The organism is Paenibacillus sp. MZ03-122A (assembly GCF_024213325.1).
GTDB classification, from domain to species: Bacteria; Bacillota; Bacilli; order Paenibacillales; family Paenibacillaceae; genus Paenibacillus; species Paenibacillus polymyxa_B.
Genome location: NZ_JANAVI010000001.1, coordinates 402,981 through 428,575, shown reverse-complemented (window position 1 = coordinate 428,575; position 25,595 = coordinate 402,981). Strand labels below are relative to the sequence as shown.

Annotated in this window: 26 protein-coding genes and 2 pseudogenes; 7 read left to right on the top strand and 21 right to left on the bottom strand. The window is 43.6% G+C overall.

Annotation, left to right across the window (positions count from 1 at the left end; translation table 11 throughout):
* Positions 1–10: 10 nt before the first annotated feature.
* Complete coding sequence (locus NLX74_RS02070; RefSeq protein ID WP_254327809.1) at positions 11–382, bottom strand: hypothetical protein; 372 nt, start codon at positions 380–382, stop codon at positions 11–13.
* Positions 383–433: 51 nt separating this feature from the next.
* Positions 434–907, bottom strand: a complete 474-nt coding sequence (locus NLX74_RS02065; RefSeq protein WP_254327808.1) for a DUF7716 domain-containing protein — start codon at positions 905–907, stop codon at positions 434–436.
* 132 nt (positions 908–1,039) lie between these two features.
* Between NLX74_RS02065 and NLX74_RS02060 the strand changes: the two genes are divergently transcribed.
* On the top strand, positions 1,040–2,170 hold the full coding sequence (locus NLX74_RS02060; RefSeq protein ID WP_254327807.1) for a phosphodiester glycosidase family protein: 1,131 nt from the start codon (positions 1,040–1,042) through the stop codon (positions 2,168–2,170).
* 132 nt (positions 2,171–2,302) lie between these two features.
* On the opposite strand, the gene NLX74_RS02055 is transcribed toward NLX74_RS02060, so the two are convergent.
* The 3 genes from NLX74_RS02055 to NLX74_RS02045 form a co-directional block, all read right to left on the bottom strand.
* Positions 2,303–2,752, bottom strand: coding sequence for a DUF6386 family protein (locus NLX74_RS02055; protein WP_254327806.1), 450 nt, complete (start codon positions 2,750–2,752; stop codon positions 2,303–2,305).
* A gap of 220 nt (positions 2,753–2,972) precedes the next feature.
* Positions 2,973–3,071: a hypothetical protein gene (locus tag NLX74_RS02050; protein ID WP_014599622.1), complete on the bottom strand. Its 99-nt coding sequence runs from the start codon at positions 3,069–3,071 to the stop codon at positions 2,973–2,975.
* Between the two features lie 100 nt (positions 3,072–3,171).
* Positions 3,172–3,399: a hypothetical protein gene (locus tag NLX74_RS02045; protein WP_237166220.1), complete on the bottom strand. Its 228-nt coding sequence runs from the start codon at positions 3,397–3,399 to the stop codon at positions 3,172–3,174.
* A gap of 386 nt (positions 3,400–3,785) precedes the next feature.
* Here NLX74_RS02045 and NLX74_RS02040 point away from each other — a divergent pair, with 386 nt between their 5' ends.
* Complete coding sequence (locus NLX74_RS02040) at positions 3,786–4,148, top strand: helix-turn-helix domain-containing protein (RefSeq protein ID WP_254327805.1); 363 nt, start codon at positions 3,786–3,788, stop codon at positions 4,146–4,148.
* A 137-nt stretch (positions 4,149–4,285) separates the two neighbouring features.
* Positions 4,286–5,233, top strand: a complete 948-nt coding sequence (locus NLX74_RS02035) for a hypothetical protein (protein ID WP_254327804.1) — start codon at positions 4,286–4,288, stop codon at positions 5,231–5,233.
* A gap of 148 nt (positions 5,234–5,381) precedes the next feature.
* Here NLX74_RS02035 and NLX74_RS02030 read toward each other — a convergent pair whose 3' ends face one another.
* From NLX74_RS02030 to NLX74_RS01995, 8 genes and pseudogenes are all read right to left on the bottom strand, one after another.
* Positions 5,382–6,272 carry a DNA cytosine methyltransferase gene (locus tag NLX74_RS02030; protein ID WP_254327803.1) on the bottom strand — a complete coding sequence of 297 codons (891 nt, stop codon included), beginning with the start codon at positions 6,270–6,272 and terminating at the stop codon, positions 5,382–5,384.
* Positions 6,273–6,581: 309 nt separating this feature from the next.
* On the bottom strand, positions 6,582–7,721 hold the full coding sequence (locus NLX74_RS02025; RefSeq protein WP_254327802.1) for a 5-methyltetrahydropteroyltriglutamate--homocysteine S-methyltransferase: 1,140 nt from the start codon (positions 7,719–7,721) through the stop codon (positions 6,582–6,584).
* Between the two features lie 123 nt (positions 7,722–7,844).
* Entirely contained in the window at positions 7,845–8,747 is a 903-nt protein-coding gene (locus NLX74_RS02020; protein WP_023987954.1) for a LysR family transcriptional regulator, read from the bottom strand.
* A 179-nt stretch (positions 8,748–8,926) separates the two neighbouring features.
* Positions 8,927–10,336, bottom strand: a complete 1,410-nt coding sequence (locus NLX74_RS02015; protein WP_254327801.1) for a glycoside hydrolase family 1 protein — start codon at positions 10,334–10,336, stop codon at positions 8,927–8,929.
* 75 nt (positions 10,337–10,411) lie between these two features.
* Positions 10,412–12,292, bottom strand: a complete 1,881-nt coding sequence (locus NLX74_RS02010; protein ID WP_254327800.1) for a beta-glucoside-specific PTS transporter subunit IIABC — start codon at positions 12,290–12,292, stop codon at positions 10,412–10,414.
* A 103-nt stretch (positions 12,293–12,395) separates the two neighbouring features.
* Positions 12,396–12,740 (bottom strand): annotated as a pseudogene (locus NLX74_RS02005) (CAT RNA binding domain-containing protein); the annotation flags it as partial.
* Positions 12,741–12,984: 244 nt separating this feature from the next.
* Positions 12,985–13,320, bottom strand: a complete 336-nt coding sequence (locus tag NLX74_RS02000) for a carboxymuconolactone decarboxylase family protein (RefSeq protein ID WP_209941581.1) — start codon at positions 13,318–13,320, stop codon at positions 12,985–12,987.
* Positions 13,317–13,703, bottom strand: a complete 387-nt coding sequence (locus tag NLX74_RS01995; protein ID WP_254327798.1) for a tautomerase family protein — start codon at positions 13,701–13,703, stop codon at positions 13,317–13,319. Before NLX74_RS01995 ends, NLX74_RS02000 begins: the two co-directional genes overlap by 4 nt.
* Positions 13,704–13,814: 111 nt before the next feature.
* Between NLX74_RS01995 and NLX74_RS01990 the strand changes: the two genes are divergently transcribed.
* On the top strand, positions 13,815–14,690 hold the full coding sequence (locus NLX74_RS01990) for a LysR family transcriptional regulator (protein WP_254327797.1): 876 nt from the start codon (positions 13,815–13,817) through the stop codon (positions 14,688–14,690).
* Positions 14,691–14,854: 164 nt separating this feature from the next.
* On the opposite strand, the gene NLX74_RS01985 is transcribed toward NLX74_RS01990, so the two are convergent.
* The 4 genes from NLX74_RS01985 to NLX74_RS01970 all read right to left on the bottom strand — a co-directional run bounded on the left by NLX74_RS01985 (position 14,855) and on the right by NLX74_RS01970 (position 19,536).
* Positions 14,855–16,783, bottom strand: coding sequence for a PTS fructose transporter subunit IIABC (locus NLX74_RS01985; protein WP_254327796.1), 1,929 nt, complete (start codon positions 16,781–16,783; stop codon positions 14,855–14,857).
* A gap of 67 nt (positions 16,784–16,850) precedes the next feature.
* Positions 16,851–17,762 (bottom strand): 1-phosphofructokinase, encoded by a 912-nt coding sequence (gene pfkB, locus NLX74_RS01980; RefSeq protein WP_025719683.1) that lies wholly within the window; start codon positions 17,760–17,762, stop codon positions 16,851–16,853.
* A 2-nt stretch (positions 17,763–17,764) separates the two neighbouring features.
* Positions 17,765–18,511: a DeoR/GlpR family DNA-binding transcription regulator gene (locus NLX74_RS01975; RefSeq protein ID WP_061828662.1), complete on the bottom strand. Its 747-nt coding sequence runs from the start codon at positions 18,509–18,511 to the stop codon at positions 17,765–17,767.
* A gap of 353 nt (positions 18,512–18,864) precedes the next feature.
* Positions 18,865–19,536, bottom strand: coding sequence for an O-methyltransferase (locus NLX74_RS01970; RefSeq protein ID WP_254327795.1), 672 nt, complete (start codon positions 19,534–19,536; stop codon positions 18,865–18,867).
* Between the two features lie 126 nt (positions 19,537–19,662).
* Between NLX74_RS01970 and NLX74_RS01965 the strand changes: the two genes are divergently transcribed.
* A complete protein-coding gene (locus tag NLX74_RS01965; RefSeq protein ID WP_254327794.1) occupies positions 19,663–20,550 on the top strand; it encodes a LysR family transcriptional regulator in 888 nt (295 codons plus the stop codon).
* An 88-nt stretch (positions 20,551–20,638) separates the two neighbouring features.
* On the opposite strand, the pseudogene NLX74_RS01960 reads toward NLX74_RS01965, so the two are convergent.
* Positions 20,639–20,914, bottom strand: a pseudogene (locus tag NLX74_RS01960) (ankyrin repeat domain-containing protein); the annotation flags it as partial.
* Between NLX74_RS01960 and NLX74_RS01955 the strand changes: the two are divergent.
* Positions 20,885–21,310 (top strand): DUF4183 domain-containing protein, encoded by a 426-nt coding sequence (locus NLX74_RS01955; protein WP_235307986.1) that lies wholly within the window; start codon positions 20,885–20,887, stop codon positions 21,308–21,310. The pseudogene NLX74_RS01960 and the gene NLX74_RS01955 sit on opposite strands and share 30 nt — an antisense overlap.
* A 91-nt stretch (positions 21,311–21,401) precedes the next feature.
* On the top strand, positions 21,402–22,538 hold the full coding sequence (locus tag NLX74_RS01950) for a hypothetical protein (protein ID WP_235307985.1): 1,137 nt from the start codon (positions 21,402–21,404) through the stop codon (positions 22,536–22,538).
* A 196-nt stretch (positions 22,539–22,734) separates the two neighbouring features.
* On the opposite strand, the gene NLX74_RS01945 is transcribed toward NLX74_RS01950, so the two are convergent.
* From NLX74_RS01945 to NLX74_RS01935, 3 genes are all read right to left on the bottom strand, one after another.
* Positions 22,735–22,881 carry a hypothetical protein gene (locus NLX74_RS01945; RefSeq protein ID WP_254327793.1) on the bottom strand — a complete coding sequence of 49 codons (147 nt, stop codon included), beginning with the start codon at positions 22,879–22,881 and terminating at the stop codon, positions 22,735–22,737.
* Between the two features lie 76 nt (positions 22,882–22,957).
* Positions 22,958–24,280 (bottom strand): TroA family protein, encoded by a 1,323-nt coding sequence (locus NLX74_RS01940; RefSeq protein ID WP_254327792.1) that lies wholly within the window; start codon positions 24,278–24,280, stop codon positions 22,958–22,960.
* 237 nt (positions 24,281–24,517) lie between these two features.
* A complete protein-coding gene (locus NLX74_RS01935; RefSeq protein ID WP_254327791.1) occupies positions 24,518–25,396 on the bottom strand; it encodes a radical SAM/SPASM domain-containing protein in 879 nt (292 codons plus the stop codon).
* Positions 25,397–25,595: the final 199 nt, after the last annotated feature.

Here is a 25,595-nt window from a genome sequence, read left to right as displayed (position 1 = left end):
AATATTAGTATTACCAGCGCAAGGGCTCATAGTTCCGCCAGATCACCCAACGCGCTGTCTCGTGTAGAATGACTTCATTGCCTCCATTCACAAAAGCTATCGGCCTAACGGCTTGCAAAGCCTCCTCGAACGCTGGTGTAAGCGGCCAAGACGCGGCTGGAATCTCTCGACGTAACTGCTCCATTTCACCAGCCTGATTCGCCTCCTGAATCATACGAAAAATATCTTTGGCCATCTTGGGGCGTTCATCCTGGTTTGGCTCTGATTGCTCCTGCTGCCATTCACTTTCCATGCCGACTCTGACAAATTCATTCACATCTGCGGCATACCTTTTTCCTTCCTGTCGCCACTTTGCTGCCATTTCATGATTCAACCAACTCATTTGCTTCCCCCATCCAGTGTATGTATGCCCTGTTTGTTCTACAGGCTTTGTTCATTCTGTTAGGTGGTTTCTCGCCTTTGTCAGCACAGACCACAGGTCTGTCACTGCCTTCACCTCTTCATAGTCCAGAAAGGCATCTCGTTTGTCATAGTATTTTACCGCTATAATCACCATCTGAAGCGTCACTAGCTGTCCAGCAGCCTTAAGGACTTCCACAATACTTTCGAAGGTCGCCAACTCAAACCAGGTTTGAACCTGACGATCCGGCACCCACTTGGGAATATACTCGTCCTGTTCGTTGGTTACGACTGTACCCTCCTCTGCACATTCCTCTAGCCAATGCTCATCCCAATAATAAATTGGTGTGTGAACAGGGTCTTGATCCCATTGATCCACATTCACATATAACCAGTTATTATGCAGTTGCCCCACGCTACGCACCAATTCCTGCAATCCTTCAAATACATGATAAGACGGGCGCTCTCTGCGACGGTAATCCTCAAGTCTTGTCTCATACCTGCTCATCTCCAACCTCCCGCTTCCTATATCAGCTAAACACTCAAAATTCGCATAACATACATTTACAACTTATAAAACCCGATATAATTACAAGCACCTCGTAAAGTGTCAAGACTACATAAGGAGATTGATCTATTCATGAAAAGAATCACCGCACTTGTTATCCTGTCCTTGCTATTACTGGTATCCCCGATCTACGCTGCTGCCCCAGCACCTATGCTGGTCTATGTGGACCAGATTAACCACTCCTTCATCCCGCTTCGTCTTCTGAACAGCTATGAAGGGATCACATTCAATTTAACGGCAGCGGACAAAAAAATAGAAATTGCGCAAGGCAATACTCGGATCACCCTATTTGCCGGGAAATCTACTGCCAAAGTGAATGATCAAACGGTCCATTTGCAAAATGCTCCTTTTACCGATAACGGTTCGACCTATGTCCCCTTGCAGTTCATCAGTCAATATCTAAACCTGCAAGTCTCATGGCAAAAGGAAACCTCAGCTGTACGCATTAAGCAAGGTGCAACGTCCGTCACGCTTCCGGTACATACTGGCAAGCTACCCGGAAACACTACACCCATTACGACAGCTCATAAAAGCTTCAAGGTCGGGTCTCGTACATTTTCCGCTAAGGTGGTCACCATCTCTATGCTCCATCCCAAGGTAAGTCTGGACGTGGCACTGGCAGGCGATTCCATTGGTAAAGTGGAAGACTTAAGTAGTCTCGCCAAACGTAACCAAGCGGTTGTAGCCATCAATGGTACATTCTTTGATGCCTATACCAAAAGCTCTTACAAAACGCCTTACGGCTATCTGGTCAGTCACGGAAAGATGTTGAAAAAAAGCTCCGGCGACCAACGGACGGTCTTCACCTACGATGCCAACCATTTATCCGAGCTAATGTCGGGTTCTGCCTTTGAACAACGCTTAAGCCAAGGCAGTGTCGAAGGTGCCCTTCAAGCCGGGCCTCGTCTGGTCACGAACGGTCAGGTTTCCCTAAATGTCAAAGCCGAAGGCTTCAAGGACCCTAAAATATTAACAGGCGGCGGCGCCCGCAGCGCACTCGGGATAAGTCGGGATCATAAGCTGATCCTCCTGACCACAAGTGGAGCGACTATACCGCAGCTCGCCCAAATGATGAAGCAGGCTGGCGCTTATCAGGCCATGAATCTGGACGGCGGTGCTTCCAGCGGGCTGTATTACAACGGCTCCTACCTCACCACACCCGGCCGCCAAATCAGCAATGCCATTATTGTAAAGTATCAATAGACAGATAAAGGGCTGTCTTCACGGATGTGTAAGCCGTGGGGATAGCCCTTTTTCCATTTTCCTCGGTTTCGGTGTTCCTGCTCTCACCTGTTCAGACGGCTTGTATGAGCCGTTACGGGTTGAACCTGCAACCTACAATCGAAGCAGACCCGTAAAGCTATTGCTGCCTTCACTTCCTTTTTTTAAAGAAAGATAAATACGATTGTCTTCTCTGCTCGCCAAGCATTCATAAAATCCCGGTTGTACAGAAAGGAACGTCCCTCCCCATACGCATTCAGGCTCCAGTCCACCACTTGTGGCTTCCTCCCCTGCTCCAATAAATAGGTTGCCTGAGGGAACCTTCAAAAACAGCCGCACATTAGGCTTGTCGATATGATCTGTCATCACAACCTCATAGGTCCCGTCGGCTCCCAGATTCAAAAAAGCTACATTTCCTTTGTTCATCTCGCCCAGCTCGTCCTCTTCGATGGACCACCAATCCGGATCATCGTCCAAACGATGTTTAAGTGCTTGCGTATCAAATAAGCAAAGAGTCGCCGTGTCTGTCGTAAATTGAAATGGACTGCTTGCCGTATTCATCATGCGATCCTCCTGATTTTGGTCAGCGAATTTCTGTTTTTCCACGTCTTACGCTATCCGTATTGCCATAGATTTGAGGGAAAATCTCCCTGTATGTAAAGTATAACAATGCTTGCAGGGCCAGACAACATGTTGGGCTAACACCCATTCTGCATAAAAAGCCCTCCCTCACGATGTCGTGAAAGAAGGCCGATTTGTGGATTTAAGCGATGCTAACCTGCTGTTAGATCAGAAAAGACTTAGTAATAATTACCAACAAAATGAACAATACCAAAATCGCTCCTGTGGATGTCCATGCTCCACCGTAACCTACTTCACCCATGTCTGAATCCCTCCTTGCGTTAAAGCTTACTCTTATCGTATGAAGAAAAGCGGATAACGACAGGGCGAATCGGCAAGTTTATTTGCCATGGAAGGACTACTCAGAAAATGGACTGATACGTTTGAGATAGATCGCTAATGACTCTGGATGACAACTGGCAGAGAATGTCGTCCGTTCTTCGCAATAGCCTGCTCACATCCTTGTGCTTCATCTTTTGAAGGAGCGGGGTTTCTAACTGGGATGAAAGAAATTGAGTGGTGCCTATAAATACGACAACATCCAACCCCGGGTTGGTTTCGGTATGTAATAAGTGCAGCAGATCAGTCATGGACAGGAATCCGGGAGGGAAAAGGCTGTCGTTTTCTTTCATATATAGTGCTTTTAACATGGAGGTCAAAGCCCAGTCACATAGGATAATGCAACATTGGACTTGATTGTGCTTGTACAGGATTTGGGCTAGTTTCATGTGGTAATGGGATAGAGTGTGGAAATCCGTTATTGAATTATGTAGGTGTTGTGAGGGTCGGGACGGTTGAGTGGGACTTGGAATACAGGTAGAAGGAGCTTCTTTCATATCTATTCCTCCAGAGAATTTCAATATTAGTCAGTCTTATTATACATTGTTTTGATACAAATTGATATCATTGATAATATTCAACCGATGTTTGGTGTGTAAAAACTTGTCTACACTTTTTAATTAGTGAGGTGTAGCTGATGCAAGATAAAGAAGTATTAAAGCTGGTTGGTGCAAGAATACGTGTTTTGCGGAAAGAAAAAGGTCTTTCTCAAGAGGCTCTGGGGGAAAAAGGCGGATTTCATTTTTCATACATAGGACAGATCGAGCGAGGAGAAAAGAACGTATCTTTGCTAAACGTGGCTAAAATCGCAAAGGCATTAGATGTAAACCTGATTCAACTTTTTTCATATGTAAGCGAAGACCCCAAAATGATGGAGTCTGATTTAGAAATCATTGAGATTATTACAATGCTTAGAAAGTCGAGTCCAGAAAAAGTGCGCTTAGCGAGGAATGTGATGAGGGAGCTTACATCTGGAGGAGAACAAAATCATTCTAGATAGTTTGTTTTTTGCTTTTGCTCATAAATCATATTCGTAGTTATCTTAACATTCTACAAATGTGATGTTTTTAATTCATATAGTATTGTGACAAATACTAAAAATTCGCTTAAAAATAATTGAAAAATAGGTGATGCATCATGGCAGGAGTTTCGGTTGCAGAGTACTTGGGTCAAAGAACCGATATTGACCACATAAAAATTGAGCCCGCAGGAGAACGTGAATTGTGTCCATTTATGGATGGGAGATACTGTCATAAAAAAGTGCCTATTTGCTCAATTCGTAATAAAGGAAAGCTATGGATTGTTTGTGAAAACCGATTATGCAGTTCTAAAAAAACTTTACCAGATCCAATAAATCCCAGAAGAAAAATAAAACTGCCTCTTTCAGGGTATCAAAAAGAAGTACTTTTAAATATTGCAAAAGTATCATTTTCTGATGAACTTACCTTTAGTGACGTTGCTGTCAAAAGAGAAGTGCCTTTAAAAGCGAATGACCAAAGCGATTACAGCGCAGATTTTGTAATGACTGTTCATGAAGGTAGAAACCTATTACCCGGTCCTGATAGAGTTGTTCTTGAAATGCAAGGTGGAGGAGAGACATCAAATACCGGAGAAATCACTAGACATATTGCTGGATGGAGAGAGAATCCTGAGCGAACTAATGAACTTTTGAGAAAAGAAATCCCTAAAGTGGGGACTATTGAAACTAACGCTTGGCGACGACAACAGGAGCAATTTATAGTTAAGGGAAACGTTGCACTAATGACTTGGAAAGGGTACGGTATTATCTTCTGTGTAGGCGAGCTCCTCTATGACTATATTTGGAGAAAGATTGAAAATAAGGCTATCTTGCCTTCATTAAAAGAACATAACTGGACTTTAGCTTTCTTAGAAATAAGTGAAGATCAGGAACAGCCTATTCTACCAGGTCCATTGCCATTAAGGGTAGGGAGAAAACTTTTCACCAATTACCATACTTTTGTCCATGCTCTTATTAATCAAGGTGAGCCGAGTCCAGATACCTTTGCAGGGGAATTCGATCGTTTAGATGGTTCAACTGTTAATATTCCTAAATACGGAATATAGATTGATAGAACATTTCAAATTCATCTTTTAAAGTACTAAAAAAAGAACTTCCAAATCCATCTTTATAAATGGTTTTTGAAAGTTCTTTTTATATTTAGAAATTGTCTCTCTAATACTTATTTTACAGAGAGAAACTCGCTTTTATAATTTAGTCTTGTGAAGATACCGTTAAAAGTCTTTTTCCAATCCATTCAATAACAGGAACAGCTACTGCATTTCCTAGTGTTTTGAATCTATTTCCGTCCATCCCACTGGAAATCCCTGAAGTCTCTCGTATTCCGAAGGAACCATCCGTCTTACAGATAGCGTCTGAGCTGCCTCTGGAGTCAAGTGTATAGGTTTCACCATCATTGCGATATCCTTTTGCTTGGGGTCCGGCTGAAGCTTTTCTTCCAATTCCGGCATGCTGTATAGAGTAGAGAGTTGAAGACAAATCGCTCTTGCTAACTTCAGAGGTAGAGGCTTCTTTCTTTCCCAAGCCCTGTCTAGGAGCGACTGCAATTGTGCCCTGTTCAAAAAGTACCTCAGCGGCACGTTGGTTTCCACGACTTGCGACAATGTAGACTCTTCTACGACGTTGGGGTGTTCCAAAGTATTTTGCATCCAGTACTCTCCATGCCACACCATACCCGAGTTCAGCCAATGTTCCGATGACGACTCTGAAATCATTTCCGTTGTTACTGCTAAGTAATCCGGGAACATTCTCGACAAGAACCCAATCAGGTCTTCGTTGACCGATGAGTTCCGCATATTTGTAAAAGTGTCCACTTCGGTCTCCTTCGAGGCCTTTTCTTTTTCCTTGGTTGGCAAGGGATACGTCTTGGCAAGGGAATCCTCCACACCAGACTTCTGCTTCAGGGACTTCATCGATTGTGACATCATTTATATCTCCCATTAATTTAACATTTGGCCAATGCTTACGAAGAACTTTTTGACAAAAACTATTCCATTCGCATTGAAATACAACTTCCATTCCGGCTCGTTCGAGACCTAAGTCAAACCCACCTATACCACTAAAGAAAGACGCAACTTTCAACATATTTGTCAACCTTTCAAAAAGAGAACATATGTTCTAAATTCTGCGAATAATAAAAAAATCCTGCTTAAAGATAAAAATAATTATAACATATGAGAGGACTCATGGCCAGAAAAAAATTCGCCTCCATATATATGAAAAAAACAACACATTTATATGTGTACTGTTGTTTCAACAGTTTTCTTCAAAAGATTTATATTATTATACCTATCAGTTTTATATTTTTTTTGATTAATTATTTATTAAGAGAACTATATAAACAAAAACACACGCCCACAAGTGCGTGTGTTTTGTTTGAGAACCTATAAACCCTTACTTCCAAATCTCGTCCGCAATCTCTTTAATGAAAGCAAGCTTTTTCCACTGCTGCTCTTCTGTCAAAATATTGCCCTCTTCTGTCGAAGCGAAGCCGCATTGTGGGCTAAGGCAGATATGGTTGATGTCCACAAATTGAGTCGCTTCCTTAATGCGGTTAATGACCGTCTGCTTGTCTTCCAGTTCACCCGTTTTGGAGGAAACGAGACCCAGTACGACCTGCTTTTGATCTTTCAGATGCTTAAGCGGTGTGAAATCACCTGCACGGTCGGTATCGAATTCGAGGTAGTAGCCGTCGATGTTGTCGATACCGAACAGGGTTTCGGCTACAGGCTCATAGCCGCCAGAAGATGCCCAGGTAGAATGGTAGTTACCACGGCATACGTGGGTCGTTACGACCAAATCGGCTGGAAGATCCTTCACCGTTTCCTGATTCACACGGGCAAACAGCTTTTTGGTATCTTCCACATTCTCACCCGCGTGCTGTCTAGCTTCCCAATAGTTTTTATCACAGAGCATACCCCATGTGCAATCATCCAGTTGCAAGCTGCGGCAGCCCTCATTGTACAACGCTTGAATCACGGATTTGTAGGCTTTGGCGATATCCGTCACCAGTTCATCCAGATTGCTGTAATACGTATCGGTTGTTTCTTTATTCTCTCCGCGCAACAGCTCGGCTAGGAACTGTGCAGGTGCCGGGATCGTTTGGCGCGCGATCGCATCCTCCCCTGCTACTTGCTTCAGGAATTTGAAATCTTCAATGAAAGGATGACGGGAATGTCTAATTTTACCGGACAAGCGTGCGGTTTCCGCTCTTGTTTCCACACCTTGGAATTGGTAGCCGTTCGAAAGCTGTACCTTTTCCACGCCATCCAGACCCCACATAAAATCTAGATGCCACCAGGAGCGTCTGAATTCACCGTCCGTCACGGCTTGAAGTCCTACGGATTTTTGCTTTTCCACTAGCTTGATAATTTCGTTATCTTCAATCTTTCTCAGCTCGTCCGCAGAGATTTCATTATTTTGAAATTGAATTCTGGCGTCTTTAATCGCTTGCGGGCGCAGAAAGCTGCCGACCATATCGTGTCTAAAAGGGGTCACTTTACGTTGGGATGCATTATCAAGGATGCTGCTCATTAGGGTTATCTCCTTTTTCGCTTCTGTAGTGAAGTTCTTGTAAGAAAGATAACATACATTTTCAGTTATAAGGTAACTCTAATAAACTATAGCTAGTTATAGCCTAAGGCTATACCCAATCTTTTATTCCCCTATCGCCTCATGCAGCGCTTCTACATAGACGGTGGCCAGCTTGGAGAGCGCAGCGTTTTTATGGCAAATCCATCCCACATTAATAGACTCATCACATTCCAGAGGGACGGAAATAATGTCGTTACCGTTCAGATCCGCACTGATCACCCCGGTAGAAATGGTATAGCCGTTCAAGCCAATGAGCAAATTAAAAAGGGTCGCCCGGTCATGGACACGAATGCTCTTGGGATGCGATAACGTACTGAGAATCTCCTCGGAAAAGTGAAAGGAATTGTACTCCCCTTGCTCAAAGGACAAATACGGATACGGATGAAGCTGGTCAATGGTCACGATGGACTGTCGGGATAGCGGATTATTGGCACTGATAAAAATATGTGGCTTGGCCGTAAACAGGCTGTTAAATTGCAGATTCGCATCTTTTAGCAGCTTGTTAATGACCTTAGCGTTAAATTCGTTCAGATACAGGATTCCGATCTCACTGCGCAGGCTTTTGACATCCTGTATGATTTCATGGGTTTTGGTCTCTCGCAAAGCCAATTCATACTCTTCTTGACCATATTGATTTACCAGATTTACGAATGCATTTACAGCAAAAGCGTAATGTTGCGTGGACACAGCAAAATGCTGTGGTGAAGGCTTGGCATCCAGATAGCGACTTTCCAGCAGCTCTGCCTGCTCAACGACCTGGCGTGCATAACCAAGGAATTCCACGCCTTCCTTGGACAAAGAAATCCCCTTATTGGTACGCTCAAAAATGGTGATATGAATTTCTTCCTCCAGATCACGAATTGCGTTCGACAGACTGGGCTGGGAAATGAACAACCGCTTTGCCGCCTCATTCATGGAACCGCGATTGGCAACCTCAATGACATATTTTAATTGTTGTAAGGTCAATGCATGATGTCCTTTCCGTTTGTGTTTCTTCTATTATATAATACACGATCACACTTTCTGAGAAAGGAGTAATTGGATGCTTGAATGAAATCAGACTCTCCCCCAAGGCTACAAATACAAACACCCCCTCAAAATGGTAATATCCATTTCAAGGAGGTACTTTTTCACGGCCGCTTTAATTAACGAATTTCACCGTTTGTGGAGATCAGCTTTTGATACCAATAGAAGCTTTGTTTACGAATACGACGCAGATCCTTGAGATCAAACTCCTCACGATCCACATAGATAAACCCGTAACGCTTGCTGGAGCCCTGATGGGTACTAACAAGATCAATTGCAGACCACGGACAGAAGCCGAATACTTCTACACCGTCTGTAATAGCCAGTTGAATCTGCTCGATATGTTTCTTGAAAAAGCCAATACGATAAGGATCATTCACTACATCCCCTTCTTCAAGCTTGTCAAAAGCGCCCAGGCCGTTCTCTGTTACGATTAAAGGCAAGTGGTAGCGAGAATAAATTTGTCGTAATGTGGTTCTAAAACCGACCGGATCAATCTCCCAACCAAACTCCGTCGTTTGCAGGTTGGGGTTGACGGAACCTCGATATGCTCCAGGTTCACCCACAATTTCATGCTGATCACCTGTATGTGAAAAATCATTTCCGTCATCTAAACTTTCTCCTACGGTTTGAGAGGTATAATAATTAAATGCGATAAAGTCCGGGTCTCCCTTCGCTAAAATGTCCATATCCCCTTCTTCAATGACAGGCTCATAGCCTTTCTCGACCAAATAGCTCCACGCAATGTGATTGTAACGGCCAAATACAGCCATATCCAGATAGAGCCAGTTGCGAATCGCTGCATAGTTATCAGCCGCCAGTGTATCTTCCGGCTTGGAACTGGCTGGATAGATCACCCCAATATTCGGCGCTGGTCCAATTTTCGCGTCAGGTAGCATTTCATGGCACAATACCATTGCTTTCGCCTGCGCGACTAACATATGATGATTTTGTTGATACAGTACCTTTTGCGGATTTTCGAGACTTGTATCTAATGTGCCAATAGAACCGGGATGGAGAATCAGCATGTTCTGCTCATTAATGGTTAACCAATATTTCACCCTGTCTCCAAAGTTCTCAAACAATGTTTTGGCATACTGTTCGAAGGCATCAATCGTCTCCCTCCTCGACCAACCGCCTTGTTGTTCAAGAGCATAAGGCAGATCAAAATGATACATAGTAACGATCGGTTCAATCCCGTATTTGATTAGTTCGTCAATTAATGAGCTGTAAAACGCGATTCCCTTCCGATTAACTTCACCTGTACCCTGGGGATAAATACGTGTCCAAGCAATAGAGAAACGATATGCTTTAAAGCCCATTTCAGCCATCAGATCTACGTCTTCTTTGAACATATGGTAATGATCACTGGTTACCTTAAAATCAGTGACCCCTTCGACGTGATTAGCCATGTCAATGACAGATGGTCCTTTTCCATCTTCGTCCCATGCACCCTCTACTTGATAAGCGGAAGTGGAACCTCCCCAGAAAAAATTTTCAGGAAATGCCTTCAATTGATTATGTTTCATGATATAGTCCCTCCAGTATCGTTATATCTTTCTGATGTTCGCAATTCATGTGTGTGATGACACTGCTTTCCTGAATTACACAACCAACGTTAACAATACTTCGTTTTTTTGAATCTGCTCCTGATTTGTCTCAAATACGTCCACTTTATGTTTCGTCAGTGTGACGATGACAGGCGTTACGATTTCGTATCCTGCTTCCATAATCTGCTCCCTGTCAAACTGGATTAGCAAATCACCCTGTTTCACGCTGTCGCCTTCTTTAACCACTGGATTAAAATGCTTCCCTTTCAGCGCAACGGTGTTAATTCCGATATGAATTAATATCTCTGTACCCGCATTGGAAGTCAAACCTATGGCGTGTCCTGTGGGAAACAGCGAGGTTACGACTCCATCTATTGGCGCTATGACCTCACCGACAGACGGTTCAATGGCTAGCCCTTTTCCCATGGCCCCTGTAGAAAATGCAGAATCATTTACTTGACTCAGTGGTGTGGTCCTGCCCGTGATCGGGCTGTAGATTGTTTCTTTCTTGATATCAACGGTCTTGGTTGCTGTAACAACAGGCTCTGGTTCTACTGTTTTCATGGATTCAACTGTTACCGGGGATTCCCCCTTCGCCTTGCTTTCATATCCAAAAATAAGGGTTAGTACGGTTGCTGCCGCGAATGAGCAGGCAATGGCAATCACGTAAACCAAGGTTGGCGTATACACTGGAATCGCAAAAATGTTGTGAAAAACATAAGCCGTCATTTTTACCCCAAAATGTCCATTAATAGCTCCGCCTAGAGCGCCTGCGATAATGACAATCGGAATGACACGTTTATAACGAAGTACAAGTCCATACACAATCGGCTCTGTCACACCAGCCAACAATCCTGTAATACTCGTGGAACCGGCAAGAGTTCTAAGTGTTTTATTTTTTCTCGCCTTCAGGAAGATACCAAATGCGACACCAATTTGAGCAAATACAGCTGCTGCAGCCATCGCCTCAATCGGATCACCGCCAACACCGATATTTTGAATCGTAATGGGTGTAAAACCCCAGTGAAGTCCGAAGACGACCATAAAGGTCATAAAACCGCCAAGAACAATCCCTGACAAAATGCCACTTACACCGATTAACCATGTCACACCTGAAGAAATCCAATCTCCTACCCCTGTACCGAAAGGTCCAAAAGCCATCGCAGATAGCGGAACCATAATCATTAAAGCCAGCATCGGAACTAAAAACAATTGTAAATCCTTAAGAATGATCTTCTTCAAAAACTTGTCCACCAACGCATAGATGCTAATGGATATGAAAATCGGGAAAACGCTGGCGGAGTAGTTCATCATGACCACCGGTATTCCTAAAAACGATACATCAGCGCCTTTGTCCATCAGCCCCGTAAAGTTGGGTTCCATGAGAGCCGCACCGATCACACCAGCTACATAAGGATTCGCCTTCAGCTTTATACCAAGCGTAATCCCCAGCAAAATAGGCAAGAAGTAAAACACAGCATTACCCGCAGCAGACAGAATCAGATAGGTATCACTTGTTGCAGACATCCATCCCAGCAAGGTCAAAACCGTTAGGAGTGCTTTTATCATTCCCGAGCCCGCCATCGCCGGAATCAACGGGGAGAAACTGCCTGAAATGACTTCAAAGATTGTGGATATGACCGATGTTTTTTTACCACTGGATTCACTGGATGTAGGGGAATTCGATCCAAAATCTCTGTTTTTCATAATCTCCGCATATACATAGGCAACATGGCTGCCAATAACAACTTGAAATTGTCCTCCGCTTTCAACAACTGTAATGATCCCCTCGTGCTTCTCAAGCGCTTCTCTTTCGGCTTTTCGTGAATCCTTCAGGTCAAATCGGAGTCGTGTAGCACAATGGACAAGCCCATTGATATTTTCTTCTCCTCCAACGAGACGTACGATGTCCTCGCCCATTTTCTTATGGTCCATGTTCATTCTCCTCTTGGGCAGATTGCCTGAAAACAAAAAAATACCTAAACGAAAGGCCTATATGATCAAAGAAAATGATCACTGCCATTCATTTAGGTATCGCCTTAAGCCCCACGGATTTTCTGTATCGAGAGATGGCAAATTGAATATGGTCAATCAGAGAAATATAGATATTGTCACTAAAAATATCTCCCATTTCCTTTTTTGCGCTGGCTACAATTTCATCCGCCACCTTTAAATACTCTACAGATGTTTCCCCAATAAGATCTATTAATTTTTGTGGAATTTTATCGGACTTTAATACAAAGGTTTTTTCTATTTTTTCCTCATCGACCCTCTGGCCATTTTTCTTTTTAAAGCCCAGACCATTCCCTATGACAACAAATTCATGACCCACCTGATTTTCGGCTCGGATGACATTGTTGTTAAAAATTTGCCGGATGATCATTTATCTGCTCACCTCATTGATGTAATGACAAAGTTTGTAATAACAAAAAAAACCAAATAACGACTAAATCAATTAGTCATTATTTGGGTATCGCCTGCTTATCAGTAACAATCCCGAAGGGCACTTCACCCCTCATTCAATTACTCTTACTATACCGCTTTCAAGGCAGAATAACAACACAATCATGCCAAAAAACCGCTAAACACTCGGAATCCCTTGCGCTTAGCAGTTTTTAGGTTCATGCTTAACTCTCTTTCCCTTTGCAAAACACCTCTTTGGCAACCTGAATAGCTGAGGCTGCCCGGGGCCATCCTACATAAAAGGCAAGCTGTGTAATGACCTCAACCAGTTCTTCCTCCGAAATTCCGTTCTCCTTGGCCAGTTTCAGATGATAAGGAAGTTGATTTACATGCTCACACGCTACCAGAGCGGCAACGGTAATGAGACTCCGTTCCCTTAGAGATAGCTCACTTCTTCTCCATACATCTCCAAAAAGAACATCCTCCGTATAACCTACAAAAGCGGGAGCAAAATCACCGATGGTTTCCCTAACACTCGATCTGATCAATTTATGCTTCATACAATCATCTGGGCAAGTCCGTTGCCAAAGGACCAATCCTCTAATTCAGTCTCTACCAGTGTCACAAATACATCCTCCGGTCTAACCTTACATTCAATAGATAAGAGTTCCGCTAACTTTTGGTAGAAACTCTTTTTTAGTTCCGTAGTTCTACCCGATCCCATTGTAATTTGGATGTACAGCAGCTTGTCTGTTCTGGATACATTCAAATAATCAGGACTATAATAAAACTCACTTTGCTTATGAGCATGAAAAAACTGAAAGTAATCTTTTTCCGGAACCTGAAAATGTTCGATCAAAGCATTCATGATACAGCGACTAATCCAAGGCAACTCTTGCTCTGCGTATTGCTGCTCCATGTAGCCAATTCGTACAAATGGCATGTTCATCTCTCCTATTCGCTGGGATAAGATGATTGTACTCTCCTTACTTTCATCTGTATAATTGAAAATAATCATAAATATATTCAATTTTACCGATGGAGATGAACATGCGTGGATCTGAAAGAATTAACTACATTTCGTACCATAATCGAAGAAGGAACGTTTTCAAAAGCTGCTGCCAAATTAAACTACGCTCAGTCTACAGTCACGAACCAAATCCAGAGGCTAGAGAAAGAGCTGGGATTTCAGCTTTTTAAAAGGGGTTGGGATGCAGAGTTAACGTCCCCAGGCAAACTATATGCCGAGGAGATAGACGGGCTTATTCAGCATTGGAATTTTGTAATGGACCAGGCGAAGTCTCTGAAAAAGGAGGAGATTGGCACGCTCCATATCGGTGTGATTGAAACGGTGGCGGCTACCGTACTGCCCTTGGTTCTGCAGCAGTTTCGAGAGCATAAACCGAATATTACGTGCCATTTTACAGTTGGAAACACGGATGCACTCGCAAATGCTTTGGTGGACGGTAAGCTGGATTTTGCAATCTCCGGGGAACCTCACTCGATTCCTTCCTTACACTTTGAACCCATATATCACGAACACATCGCCTTTATTGTGTCCCGTAATCATCCCTTCGCGGCAAAAAGTGGGCTTCATCTCGAAGATCTGTACGAGTATCCGCTTATCGTCGGAGGTAAGAACTGCTTGTACCATATACGACTGGAGAAAGAGCTTTCACGCTTTCCGTCGATGCCGTTTTTTTATACTGTCAGTCAAATTTCGTCGATCCCCACATTTGTAAAAACGATTCCATCAGTTGGAGTGGTTCTATCGTCAATGCCTTTGCCAGAGGAACTGGTCACCGTCCCCCTCCAGTTAACAGACCCGAATATTCCTATTGGACTGCTACAAAACAACCATCACCAGCAGTATATGTCTTCGGCCCGAAAGCTGTTTATACAGCTGGTTAAGGAGTTTTATAGGCTATAGCTCCAATGCAATAACTACTAATAAGCTATATAGGCAAAGCCGACACCTTTCCATAAAGAAAAAGCCGCCAAACACTCAGAAACCTGATGTTTAGCGGCTTTACTATTTTGATGGCCTAAGGAAAATGTGGCCCTCTTTTTATTTTTATACTCTTGACATACCCGTTATTTCGCTTCGAGCGGTTTTTTCCACATTCCCAGAATGAGCGCGGAAATCACGGAGCCAATCACGACTGCAAGCAAGAACAGCAAAGCATGATTGGCAAGAGCTGCTACAAAAATTCCGCCATGTGGAGCTGGAAGATTGATTTGCCAGAACTGCGTCAGACCACCAGCAATCGCTGAACCTACAATACAAGAGGTCAAGACACGCAGAGGATCGGCAGCTGCGAATGGAATGGCTCCTTCCGTAATGAAGGACAATCCAAGTACATAGTTCGTCAAGCCAGACTTGCGCTCTTGCTCAGTAAACTTATTTTTGAAGAACGTCGAAGCTAATGCGATCGCCAGCGGAGGTACCATACCACCCGCCATAACAGCCGCCATCATAGCACCGTTCGTGTTACCGCTGGAAGTAAAGACACCGATCGAAAATGCGTAAGCTGCTTTGTTAAAAGGACCACCCATGTCGATCGACATCATTCCGCCCAGGATCAGACCCAAAATAACTGCATTACCTGTTCCCAAATTGTTCAAAACATTAACAAGCCACGTATTAATACCACCGAAAATTGGATCGAACAGGTAGAACATAATCGCGCCTGAAATTAGAAGTCCAAATACAGGGTATAACAAGATTGGTTTTAAACCATCCAGTGCTTTCGGCAGACCTGCCAAAGCTTTACGCAGGAAGATCACCACATAACCAGCCATGAAACCAGCTGCCAGACCGCCAAGGAAGCCTGCATTAGAGTTTACAGCCATCAGACCCCCAACCATACCTGGCATCAGTGCCGGGCGGTCTCCAATGCTCATCGCGATAAATCCGGCCAGTATCGGAATCAGGAAGTGGAACGCACCTGTTCCACCGCCAATTGTCTGCAACAGTTGGAACAATGCATTGTCTTCTCCTGCCACTTGCTCAATCAAGAAGGAAATTGCTAACAAAATCCCCCCGCCTACAACGAATGGCAGCATATGAGAAATACCGTTCATTAAATCCTTGTAGATTTTACTGCCCACGCTGCTCTTCTCCGCTTTCGACTCTTCAGCGCTGCTTCTACCTTCACTACGATAAATTGGGGCATCGCCGTTCAGCGCTTTGCGGATCAGTTCCTCAGATTTACGGATACCGTCGCTTACCGGTCTTTGCAATACAGGTTTACCGTCAAATCTGGCCATTTCAACCTTTTTGTCAGCGGCAACGATTACACCTTTGGCACGGCGAATTTCATCCGCTGTGAGTACGTTTTGCGCACCTTCCGAGCCATTCGTTTCTACCCGGATGTTAACACCCATTTCTGTCGCTTTCTTAATGAGAGCGTCTTCAGCCATAAACGTATGCGCAATGCCTGTAGGGCAGGCAGTCACCGCAACCACAAACTCGTCTGAATTCGGGTTACCAACGATAACATCCGGCGTTTTCTGTGCTTTGGCAGCCTCTTTCTTTGCTTCTTTTGCTTTCTTGGCTGCTTCTTCTTCCGCCTGCTTGGTATCAAACAGCTCGGATACTTCATCCGGTGTTTGCGTATTCATCAGTTTGTCAATGAAATCGGTATCAATTAGAAGCCGGGAAAGAGCCGCTAGTGTGCGAAGATGCGTATTTGCTGCTCCCTCTGGAGCGGCAATCATAAAGAACACTTTTGCCGGCTCACCGTCCAACGATTCGAATTCTACGCCTTTACTGCTTTTGGCGAAAACGACAGTCGCTTCATTCACGGCTTTAGTCTTGGCATGCGGCATCGCAATGCCGCCGCCGATTCCAGTGCTAGACTCTGCTTCACGTTTGTAAATCATTTCTTTAAACAAGGCACGGTCATTAATACGTCCACTTGCTTCGAGACTAGCGATAAGCTCCTCTATCGCCTCGTCTTTTGTCGTCGCCCGGAGGTCCATGATCATCGTTTCTTTAATCATCAGGTCTGTTATTCTCATTTTTCACACTCTCCTAAGTTCGATCAGCGTGTCGATACACGCATAATAAGCTCATGATGCAGCCGGATTACCGTTTTGAAATCGTGACTTGCGGTCGTAATTGTTCAATTTTCTCTCTAGTAGCCAGATCATCGGAAAACGCAGTTGCGCTTCCGGATGCCACTCCTGCACGGAATGCTTCGATCGGATCGCCATGAAGAGCCAGCGTACCCACGAATCCAGCAATCATTGAATCACCTGCGCCTACAGAATTTTTCACCGTACCTGCTGGTACATTTGCGTGATACACTTCATCTGCCGTAATGAACAAAGCCCCTTCTCCTGCCATGGAAATCAGTACATTTTTTGCACCTGCTTCCAGCAGCTTACGACCGTAAGTGACGATCTCCTCCTTTGAATGAATCGTTACGCCAAACAACTCAGCCAACTCGTGGTGATTCGGCTTGATGAGCAGCGGTTTATGAACCAGTGCCTTCATCAACGCCTCACCTGTGGTATCGATGACGAATTCAGCGCCAGTTTGCTGACATACGCTAATCAGCCGATCATAGAAGTCTCCTCCAAGTGACGGTGGAATACTTCCCGACAAGACGACAATGTCATTTTTCTGGAGTCCCGCCAGCTTTTGCACCAACGCATCGGCCTCTTGCTCACGAATCGCAGGTCCCAAACCATTAATTTCCGTTTCATCGCCATGCTTGAGCTTAATGTTAATCCGTGTGTCATCTTCGATCATTACAAAATCAGTTTTAATGGATTCTTCCCGCAATGTATCGTCGATAAACCTGCCTGTGAATCCTCCGAGAAAACCAATCGCCGTGCTATCTGCTCCCAACTGGTTCAGTACACGTGATACATTAATCCCCTTACCACCTGGCAGTTTTAAATCACGTTTCATCCGGTTCAAATCACCAAGCTTCAAATCATCAACTTCCACGATATAATCAATGGAAGGGTTTAGCGTTACTGTATATATCATTGTTATCCCTCGATTATCTTAGTTTTCTGAGCGATGGATCGGCGTGACCGTTCTGGCATCGATTCAGTAATAAGTATAGCTTCCTTGAGCTCGAATAGTTTGGCGAAGGTTACTTCTCCAATTTTGCTGGAATCGGCTAACACATACGTTTTGCCAGACAGCTGGTGGGCACGCCGCTTGATCAGCGCCTCTTCGGGATCAGGAGTTGTATACCCCATTTCCATATCCACCCCGTTCGTTCCCAGAAAGCACTTGTCGAATCGAAAATTGTCCAAATTTTGTAGGGCAATACTCCCGATTACGGCTTTGGTATGAATTTTCATCATCCCTCCCAGTAGATAGCTTCTGATTCTTTTGCTTACCAGTGCTTCTACGTGGGATAGTCCATTCGTCACGACCGTCACGTCTTTAGCTTCAATGTAAGGAATCATCGCCATCGTTGTTGTTCCCGCATCCAGATAAATACATTCGCCATCCAAAATTTCTTTGGCTGCTATACGGGCCACCGCATTTTTTTCTTGAACGTTTTTGAATGTTTTTTCTTCCATGCCAGGTTCCTGACTTTTCTGATTCAGCAAGGTTGCCCCGCCATGAATCCGCTTGAGCAACTGACGGCTCTCAAGATCTATCAAATCACGCCGAATCGTTGACTCAGAAGCTCCCAACAGATCAGCCAATTCTTGCAACTTTACAACACCACATTCTTGTAAGCGCTGTATTATTAACTTGTATCTTTCTTCCGTCAGCATCATCATTCCCCCAACTGTTCATATCGTACCACAAACTTGACAAAAAACAATCACTTTTCTTCAAAAAGATTCAAAAAAATTCATTTCTAATTCATTTTTTTACAAAATGGTGAATTCCTGCTCCAATCATCATGATTGCGTTTACATTTTAAAGAAAATACATCTACTTTTATGTAAATTCATTCTTCTTACATAGGAATTCAGCAGTAAACGTTCAAAAACGTTCTAAAGCTTCCAGCAGTACTATTTTACCATTATGCGCACAATTCGTCCCCACCTTTTCTACTGCTCAGAAAAAGGCTAAACACGAGGACTGCTCCCCTTTGTGTTTAGCCAATCGAGACGCTTAGCGTTCAGCCCTTAACGATTCCAATGACGAAACCGTCATACCCCTTGCTCCCCACGGTTTGGATAGCTGTAGCTGTAATTCTTGATTCCTCAGCTAGCATATCATAAAACTTTCTTACTCCCTGCACACGAGGGTCTGTGCTATAAGCTTGAACCACTTCTCCTTCACGGATAACATTATCACCGATAATAACGGTGCCAGGATGTGAGAAGCGAAGTGCCCAATCCAGATAAAATGGATTATTGGGTTTATCCGCATCGATAAAAATAAGATCAAAGGGGGCAACTCTCTCCTCTTTCATCTGTGCTAACTGCTCTAAAGCGTCTCCCTCCCGAAGTTCCACTATTTCATCCAACTGAGCCAACGATATATTCGACCGGGCAATTTTAGCATGGATCGGATTGGCTTCCAGCGTAACTAATTCTCCCTCCTCCGGCAACGCCCTTCCCAACCAGATTGTGCTGTAGCCTCCCAAAGTACCGATCTCCAGCACACGTCGCGCTCCCTGCATTTGAGCAAGGATATTTATTAGCTTTCCCTGATTGGGGGATACATCATGCGGAGGTAGTCCCGCCTTTTGATTAGCAGCCAATACTTGTTCCAAGACAGCATCATGCGGAATGAGACACTCCGATATATACTGGTCTACTTGATCCCACGTGTTCGTTTGATTCATTCGCTCCACTCTCCTTTGGATTAACTTACAATTTGATTGTAAATGAATTATTATTATAAAAATAATATATGTTTTTGCTCTATTCATAATCTACATATATGAATCTGTTGGAAAGGAAGTATGGTCTTGAACCTGCATGCATTACGCTTATTTCACGTGGTCGCCTCTACAGGGAGTGTGACACGTGCCTCTGAACTTTTAAATATTAGCCAACCTGCGATTACCGCCCAGATTAAAAAATTTGAAAAAGAAATATCTCTCACACTGCTCATGCCGCAAGGAAGAGGGATTGCCTTAACGGATGCTGGTGAAAAACTTGCTGTACTCGCCAGACGGCTCTTTGCTGTCGAACAGCAAATCGAACAATTTTCACAAGATTATCGTGATGGAGCCCATGGTCATATCCGGCTAGCGGCTACTTATTTACCGGCTCATTTTCTCATTCCGGCCTGGATTGCAAAATTCAAACAACAATATGAACATGTTGAAATGACGATTAACACTACAAATTCCAACGATGCTTTGCAGCAGCTATTAAATATAGAAGTGGATTTGGCTATCTACGGAGGACTGCCCGAGCAGTATCCCGATACGATTCAGACTGAAGAATTATTTCGTGATGAATTGTGGTTCGTGGTGGCTGCAGATCATCGGTATGCAAATCAGCAGGTTTCTTTATTGGAAATGATGCATGAACCCTTTGTTATGCGTGAAAAGGGGAGCTCAACACGGGAGAGATTATTTTCCTTATGTCGAACCTATAATGCCCCCGCCCCCCAGGTCACCCTAAACTTCACAGGGCTGCATGAGGCGATTACCGCAGTTATTGCCGGATATGGTGCCAACTTTGTGTCCTCACTGGTCGTGCGTGAATATGTAGAACGTGGCGAACTGTGCCGGGTATATGTAGAAGACATCCAGCTTCTTAATTCAATCGCCATCTGTACCCGTAAGAACGAACCCCTATCTACCGCTACTCTAAATCTCATTCAGCTCATACGTAACCATTCCTGATGAGCATTAGGCACTGTGTACACTAGCGCTGTATTTTAAAATAACAAGAGCCATGACTGCGTGCATACCGCATTCATGGCTCACCTTGTTATGATAAATATTCACCCTCAATAATCTTCTCCAGATAATCTTCCGGCTGTGCAAGAAACTCGGCAAAGCTGCACACATCCGCATATTCCTGATGCTCCTCGTCATAATAACCCAGGCACTTCTGCTTCGGATTCCACACCAATATAACATCCGAGTAATTATCTACGTTTAGAGACAGACGCAACAGCATTTGCCGACCTATCTTCATCTCAACCGTATCTATGAATGAGAAGAACTCAACAAATTGAATATCAAGATCATTTTCTGGCAGGTTCTCTATCTGGAAGTAGACAGTATCGTATCTGGAAACATTGCTATCACAACAAGCATCAATGTCACTCCAGCGGTTAATCGTTACACAGCTATTGTCGTGCTTGGTAATATATTAGGTGGAGTGACCACTATCCCAGCACAAAATTTCACGAATGATAGTGGTACTTCAGTCGCGGCAAACAGTCTTGTGGTTCCGACCAGTAGCGGATACTACAATGTATTTGTAAATGGGACGTTGCAGCGAGGCGGCTTAACAACGCTTTCTGCTACAAACCTAATTATAAATACAGGCCTGATTGTTGGTGCAACAGTAGTCATTGAGGTTATTAATTTCAACTCTAGTGCTTCCTCAACCTCTGTCAACAATGTCACAGTAACGACTACCATAAGTGACTAAGCTACGTAAAACAGGACAAACGCCTCTTTTTTATAATTTTATAAAAGGGTAAAATTTCCTTTGTAAATATGAAACAGAGGGAGTTATTTCCATGCAATTCAATTTTGCGCATTTCCGATTTTATGTTATTGCACTGATCGCAGTGCTCATGCTTACCAGCTGCACCTCAAATAATGCTGCAACTACAGTCCAAACAAATTCTGATGTAGACAATGCGACTCATAGTACAACAGTGGTAGACAAAGAAAGTCAGCCTGTTTTACCCGTCACAGAGTCGCTGGCTCATACCGTTACCTCGGATAAGGATCTTGTGGCTCTTACCATTCCCGCTGGCTGGCGTAAATTTAAACAGGGACAACTGGATTCGGTGCTTAGTGTTTGTGACAAAGAAAAAAAGAACGTAGGTCTGGTTTTCCGTGTCCCCAAGTCAGCTTTTGCAAATAATATGACGCTCGACGAATTCGTACAGCAACGTGAAGAAATCTCCGCATTGGGTCTAGAAAACTTTAAGGCTGTGGATACTACCCCAATCCAGATTGATTCCACAACCGCCAGAACAGCCGATTATAGCGGGAAATACAATGGCCAACAGGTCTATTACTTCAGTGCCATGTTAGAGAGTAAGCAGCACTATCTTCAAGTATTAATCTATTCAAGGGGAGGCTCTGCAGTAGAACAACATCACGAATTTGCAACTATAGCCAGCTCCTTGAAAGTCTTAAGCGACTCACAAGTTAAGCCAGACCTTCGCTCAACAACTATTTTGAAAACATTTAAAAGTGAAGATGCCAAGCAACAAATTCGTCTCCCTTATATATGGAAGACTGGTTTAATTCTTAATCCAGATGCGCTAATTCAAGCCTGGTATGAAAAAAACGATGCATACATGACGATCATCAAGGATTGGAAATCCGAACTGCCGTATGAGAAATCCTCAATGATCACATTAAAAGATTACGCTGAGTTTTCAACTCAATTAGTACTCAAAAGGTCTGGAAAAGGAATTATTTCGACGGGACCAGTAAAGGTCAATATAAACGGGAATCAAGGCTTGCAATACGAAGTATGGGTAGAGAGTGATAAAGTAAAAATTGTATATTTAATCACTTATTTAGAACATTCCGACTCATTCTCTCAAATTATTTTTTGGACGAGAGCTGATTATTACGATAATCAAAAATCTGAATTTCAAAGATACACCAAAACATACAGAGAAGAAGAAATATAGACATAATAAAATCCGCCAAACACTTAGGAATCTTTGTGTTAAGCGGATTTTGTCTATATGACTATCACAGCTTGAAATTCTAAAAGATTCCCCTTGTTTAGATAGGAGATGTTCTGTACATCCTTTTATTTTTTGTGGGCTAATAAGAGATTAACTATCGTATCCAATTGAAGTTCCAATGAATAAGGATCTTCCATCACAAACTCATCCTCTTTATCGCTGAATAACCGTACATATAAACCTGTCCTTTTTTTACAGCCGGAAGGTCTTTCCATAGCTCACTATGCAGAATCTGATTAGCCCCTTCATCTTCTGAACCGTATACAAAGATGTGATCTCCCATATACTCGGGTAAAACCTCAAGTGAAATATATTAAATCCTTCTTTCATATTCAATGCCTTCTTGGTAGGTGGCAGCTTTAGCATCTGATAAATGGTCGGACTTCCGTAATTGCCGCCTTTCGCTGCCAAAACATATATCGATTTATTGGCGACTTGTACAATTGAAACCGTCTCTCCCACTGCTCGGCTTCTTTCTGCTTGCCAAAGATTTCACTGATTCTACGGAATTTATCCAGTGGGCCCGCTGTAGATTCGCCCTCCCAATACGGCAAGAACACGGTCGTTCCTACCTTTTGGTAGCTGTCGATGTTCTTTTCGATTGAACCAATAATTAAATCCGGTTGCAGAACGGTCAGTTCCTCCAAATCCATAGGAAAATCACCGAGATCTTTGATTCCGGCCAACTTCTCTTTGGGATATCCCGATCGATCAATCCAAGCCTCATTCAGCATATAGCTTCTGACCCCCACCGGAATAATCCCTAGTTTTAAAAGATGCCCCATATACTGATCCGATGCCACTCGTTTCGGGTTTGCAGGTACTTCCACATCGCCTTTTAATGTCTTAACCGCTCTTGTCTGTGCTTGCACTGCCGCTTGTCCATCGCTGTTGGATGATGTCGCTGTATGATTAGCCTTCGTTTGCGAGCTTCCATTTGTATTCGTCGGAGCCGAGCAAGCTCCCAGCATCAATGATAAACACAACATAATCATCATAGCCGTTATTTTGACTCTTCCGTGCATGAATAAATCCCCTTCCGCATGATACCGATATTGATAATCAATATCAGTATAACGTGTGAAAGATGTCCGCTGAAGGGCATATTTAAGCATCGTTTGGGGCATATCCTGATCTTGCTTCTGGACAGGATGCTCCCGCTCCTTTTTGAATCGTACGGGAGATAGTCCCTTATATTTCTTGAAGCTGCGACTTAACGAATGGGCATCTGGATATCCCACACGCTCTGCGATCTCCAGTCCAGAAGCTTCACGCCATTCTTGCTCCAACAGCTTCACTTGATCGTACAGGGGCAGCGGGTAATGAGGTGCGAAAGCATACTGATTCTGAAAAGGATTTTCCTTTTCCAGCAATTGTGCAATCTCCTTGCGACCAGGCAGAGCCAACGTTGCCTTGTACAAAATGATGAAATATTCAAGTCCCTCTTCCGCCAGGATGCTCAGGCACATTCCTTTTCCTCCATGCAGTACATGGAAACGCTCTACCCTGTGAATACTGTTATCCAACCGTACCCGTGCGCTTCCACGCACAGCACACAAGAACGCACTAACAGGAAGTCGATAGGTTCGTAGCTCCTCCCCTTTTTCTATCTTCTTATGACGAACATCCATCACCTGTATAAAAACATGATTCCACAGCAAAATGTGATCATTCAACTTCATTGCTTTTGTTCAGCCTCCATCCAAACCGTTCCTTCAGTTCTTATTCCGCGCTATCAGAATTAAATTCATTATAATTGATAATCATTCTCACAAGCAATCGATTGTATCTAACTTCCTCTGAACAGTTCAAAACCATTGATTATGTATGTATATATCGAAATATATGTAAAAAAGCCCTGCAAAAGGGCTATCTTTCTTGCAATTCATTCTACTGTTGATTAGAGCTCACCTGTATGATTATGTTCCAAATCGTTTGCGGTACCCGCATTTTCGGCATAACTCTTCTACCGCTTCTCTCTTGGAGAAACCGAAGTACAGACGGTTGGCACGCTCCCCTTCCACAATGTCGGAAAAAGATTGTTCGTGCACGTTACCTAAATTAATGACACCTTCTCCATCCAGACAGCAAGGGACCACTGTTCCATCCACCAATACCGCCGCCTGGCTACGGAGTGCATGGCAAAAGCCTTTTCCGTCATCTTCCGGGGCACTGAGGCTCGGCCATTCAAATTCATGGTCTTGATTCAAATAAACATTTGGTGCGATTTTGACCCCACTGCCCGGTATCACCTTTTCCTCAATCCGATAGTCCAGTCCAAACTCTTGCTCCAGTCGTTCAAGCGTTTCCCGGTTGCGCTGACGCTGCATATTAGTCAGATTATCCTGAGTCAGGTTCCAGAGACGGAACGAAATAATGACATTGTGTTTTACTGCTTCTCTTACAAACGTGAAAATATTACCCAAATATCCTTCTCGATCCACGGAGCCTTCATGCCCGTCAAAACTGTGGAGAGAGAAGTTCATCTGACGCAGCGCTGGTTGCCCAAGCAGCTTATGTCCGGTCTTCGGCAGCAAGTTACCATTGGTGGTAATATTGACCTTCAAGCCTTTCTCATGAGCACTTTCCAGCAAAAGATCAATTTTCGGATGGAGCAACGGCTCTCCTTTTACATGCAAATAGATGTAATCCGTATGTGGTTTGACCTGATCAAGCACATTTCGAAAGACTTCCGGATCAATAAATTTTTTGACACGCTGTGTTTGAGGACAAAAGCTGCATGCAAGATTGCAAATGCTCGTTATCTCAATGTATACCTTTTTAAAAGTTTTCAACATGATTTCCCCATTCTAACCTTCATCCTGAGCATCTTGTTTATGCTCACTAATCTTATGATTATAACGGGTTATTACCGACAGGTAAACTCTCCAGTCTCCCCTTGGTATGGCATCAAATACTCGACACCTACGCCTATCCAAGATTTGATTTGATATTTTCTATTGACCCTAGGTCTGACCTAAGGTTTATAGTGGAGTT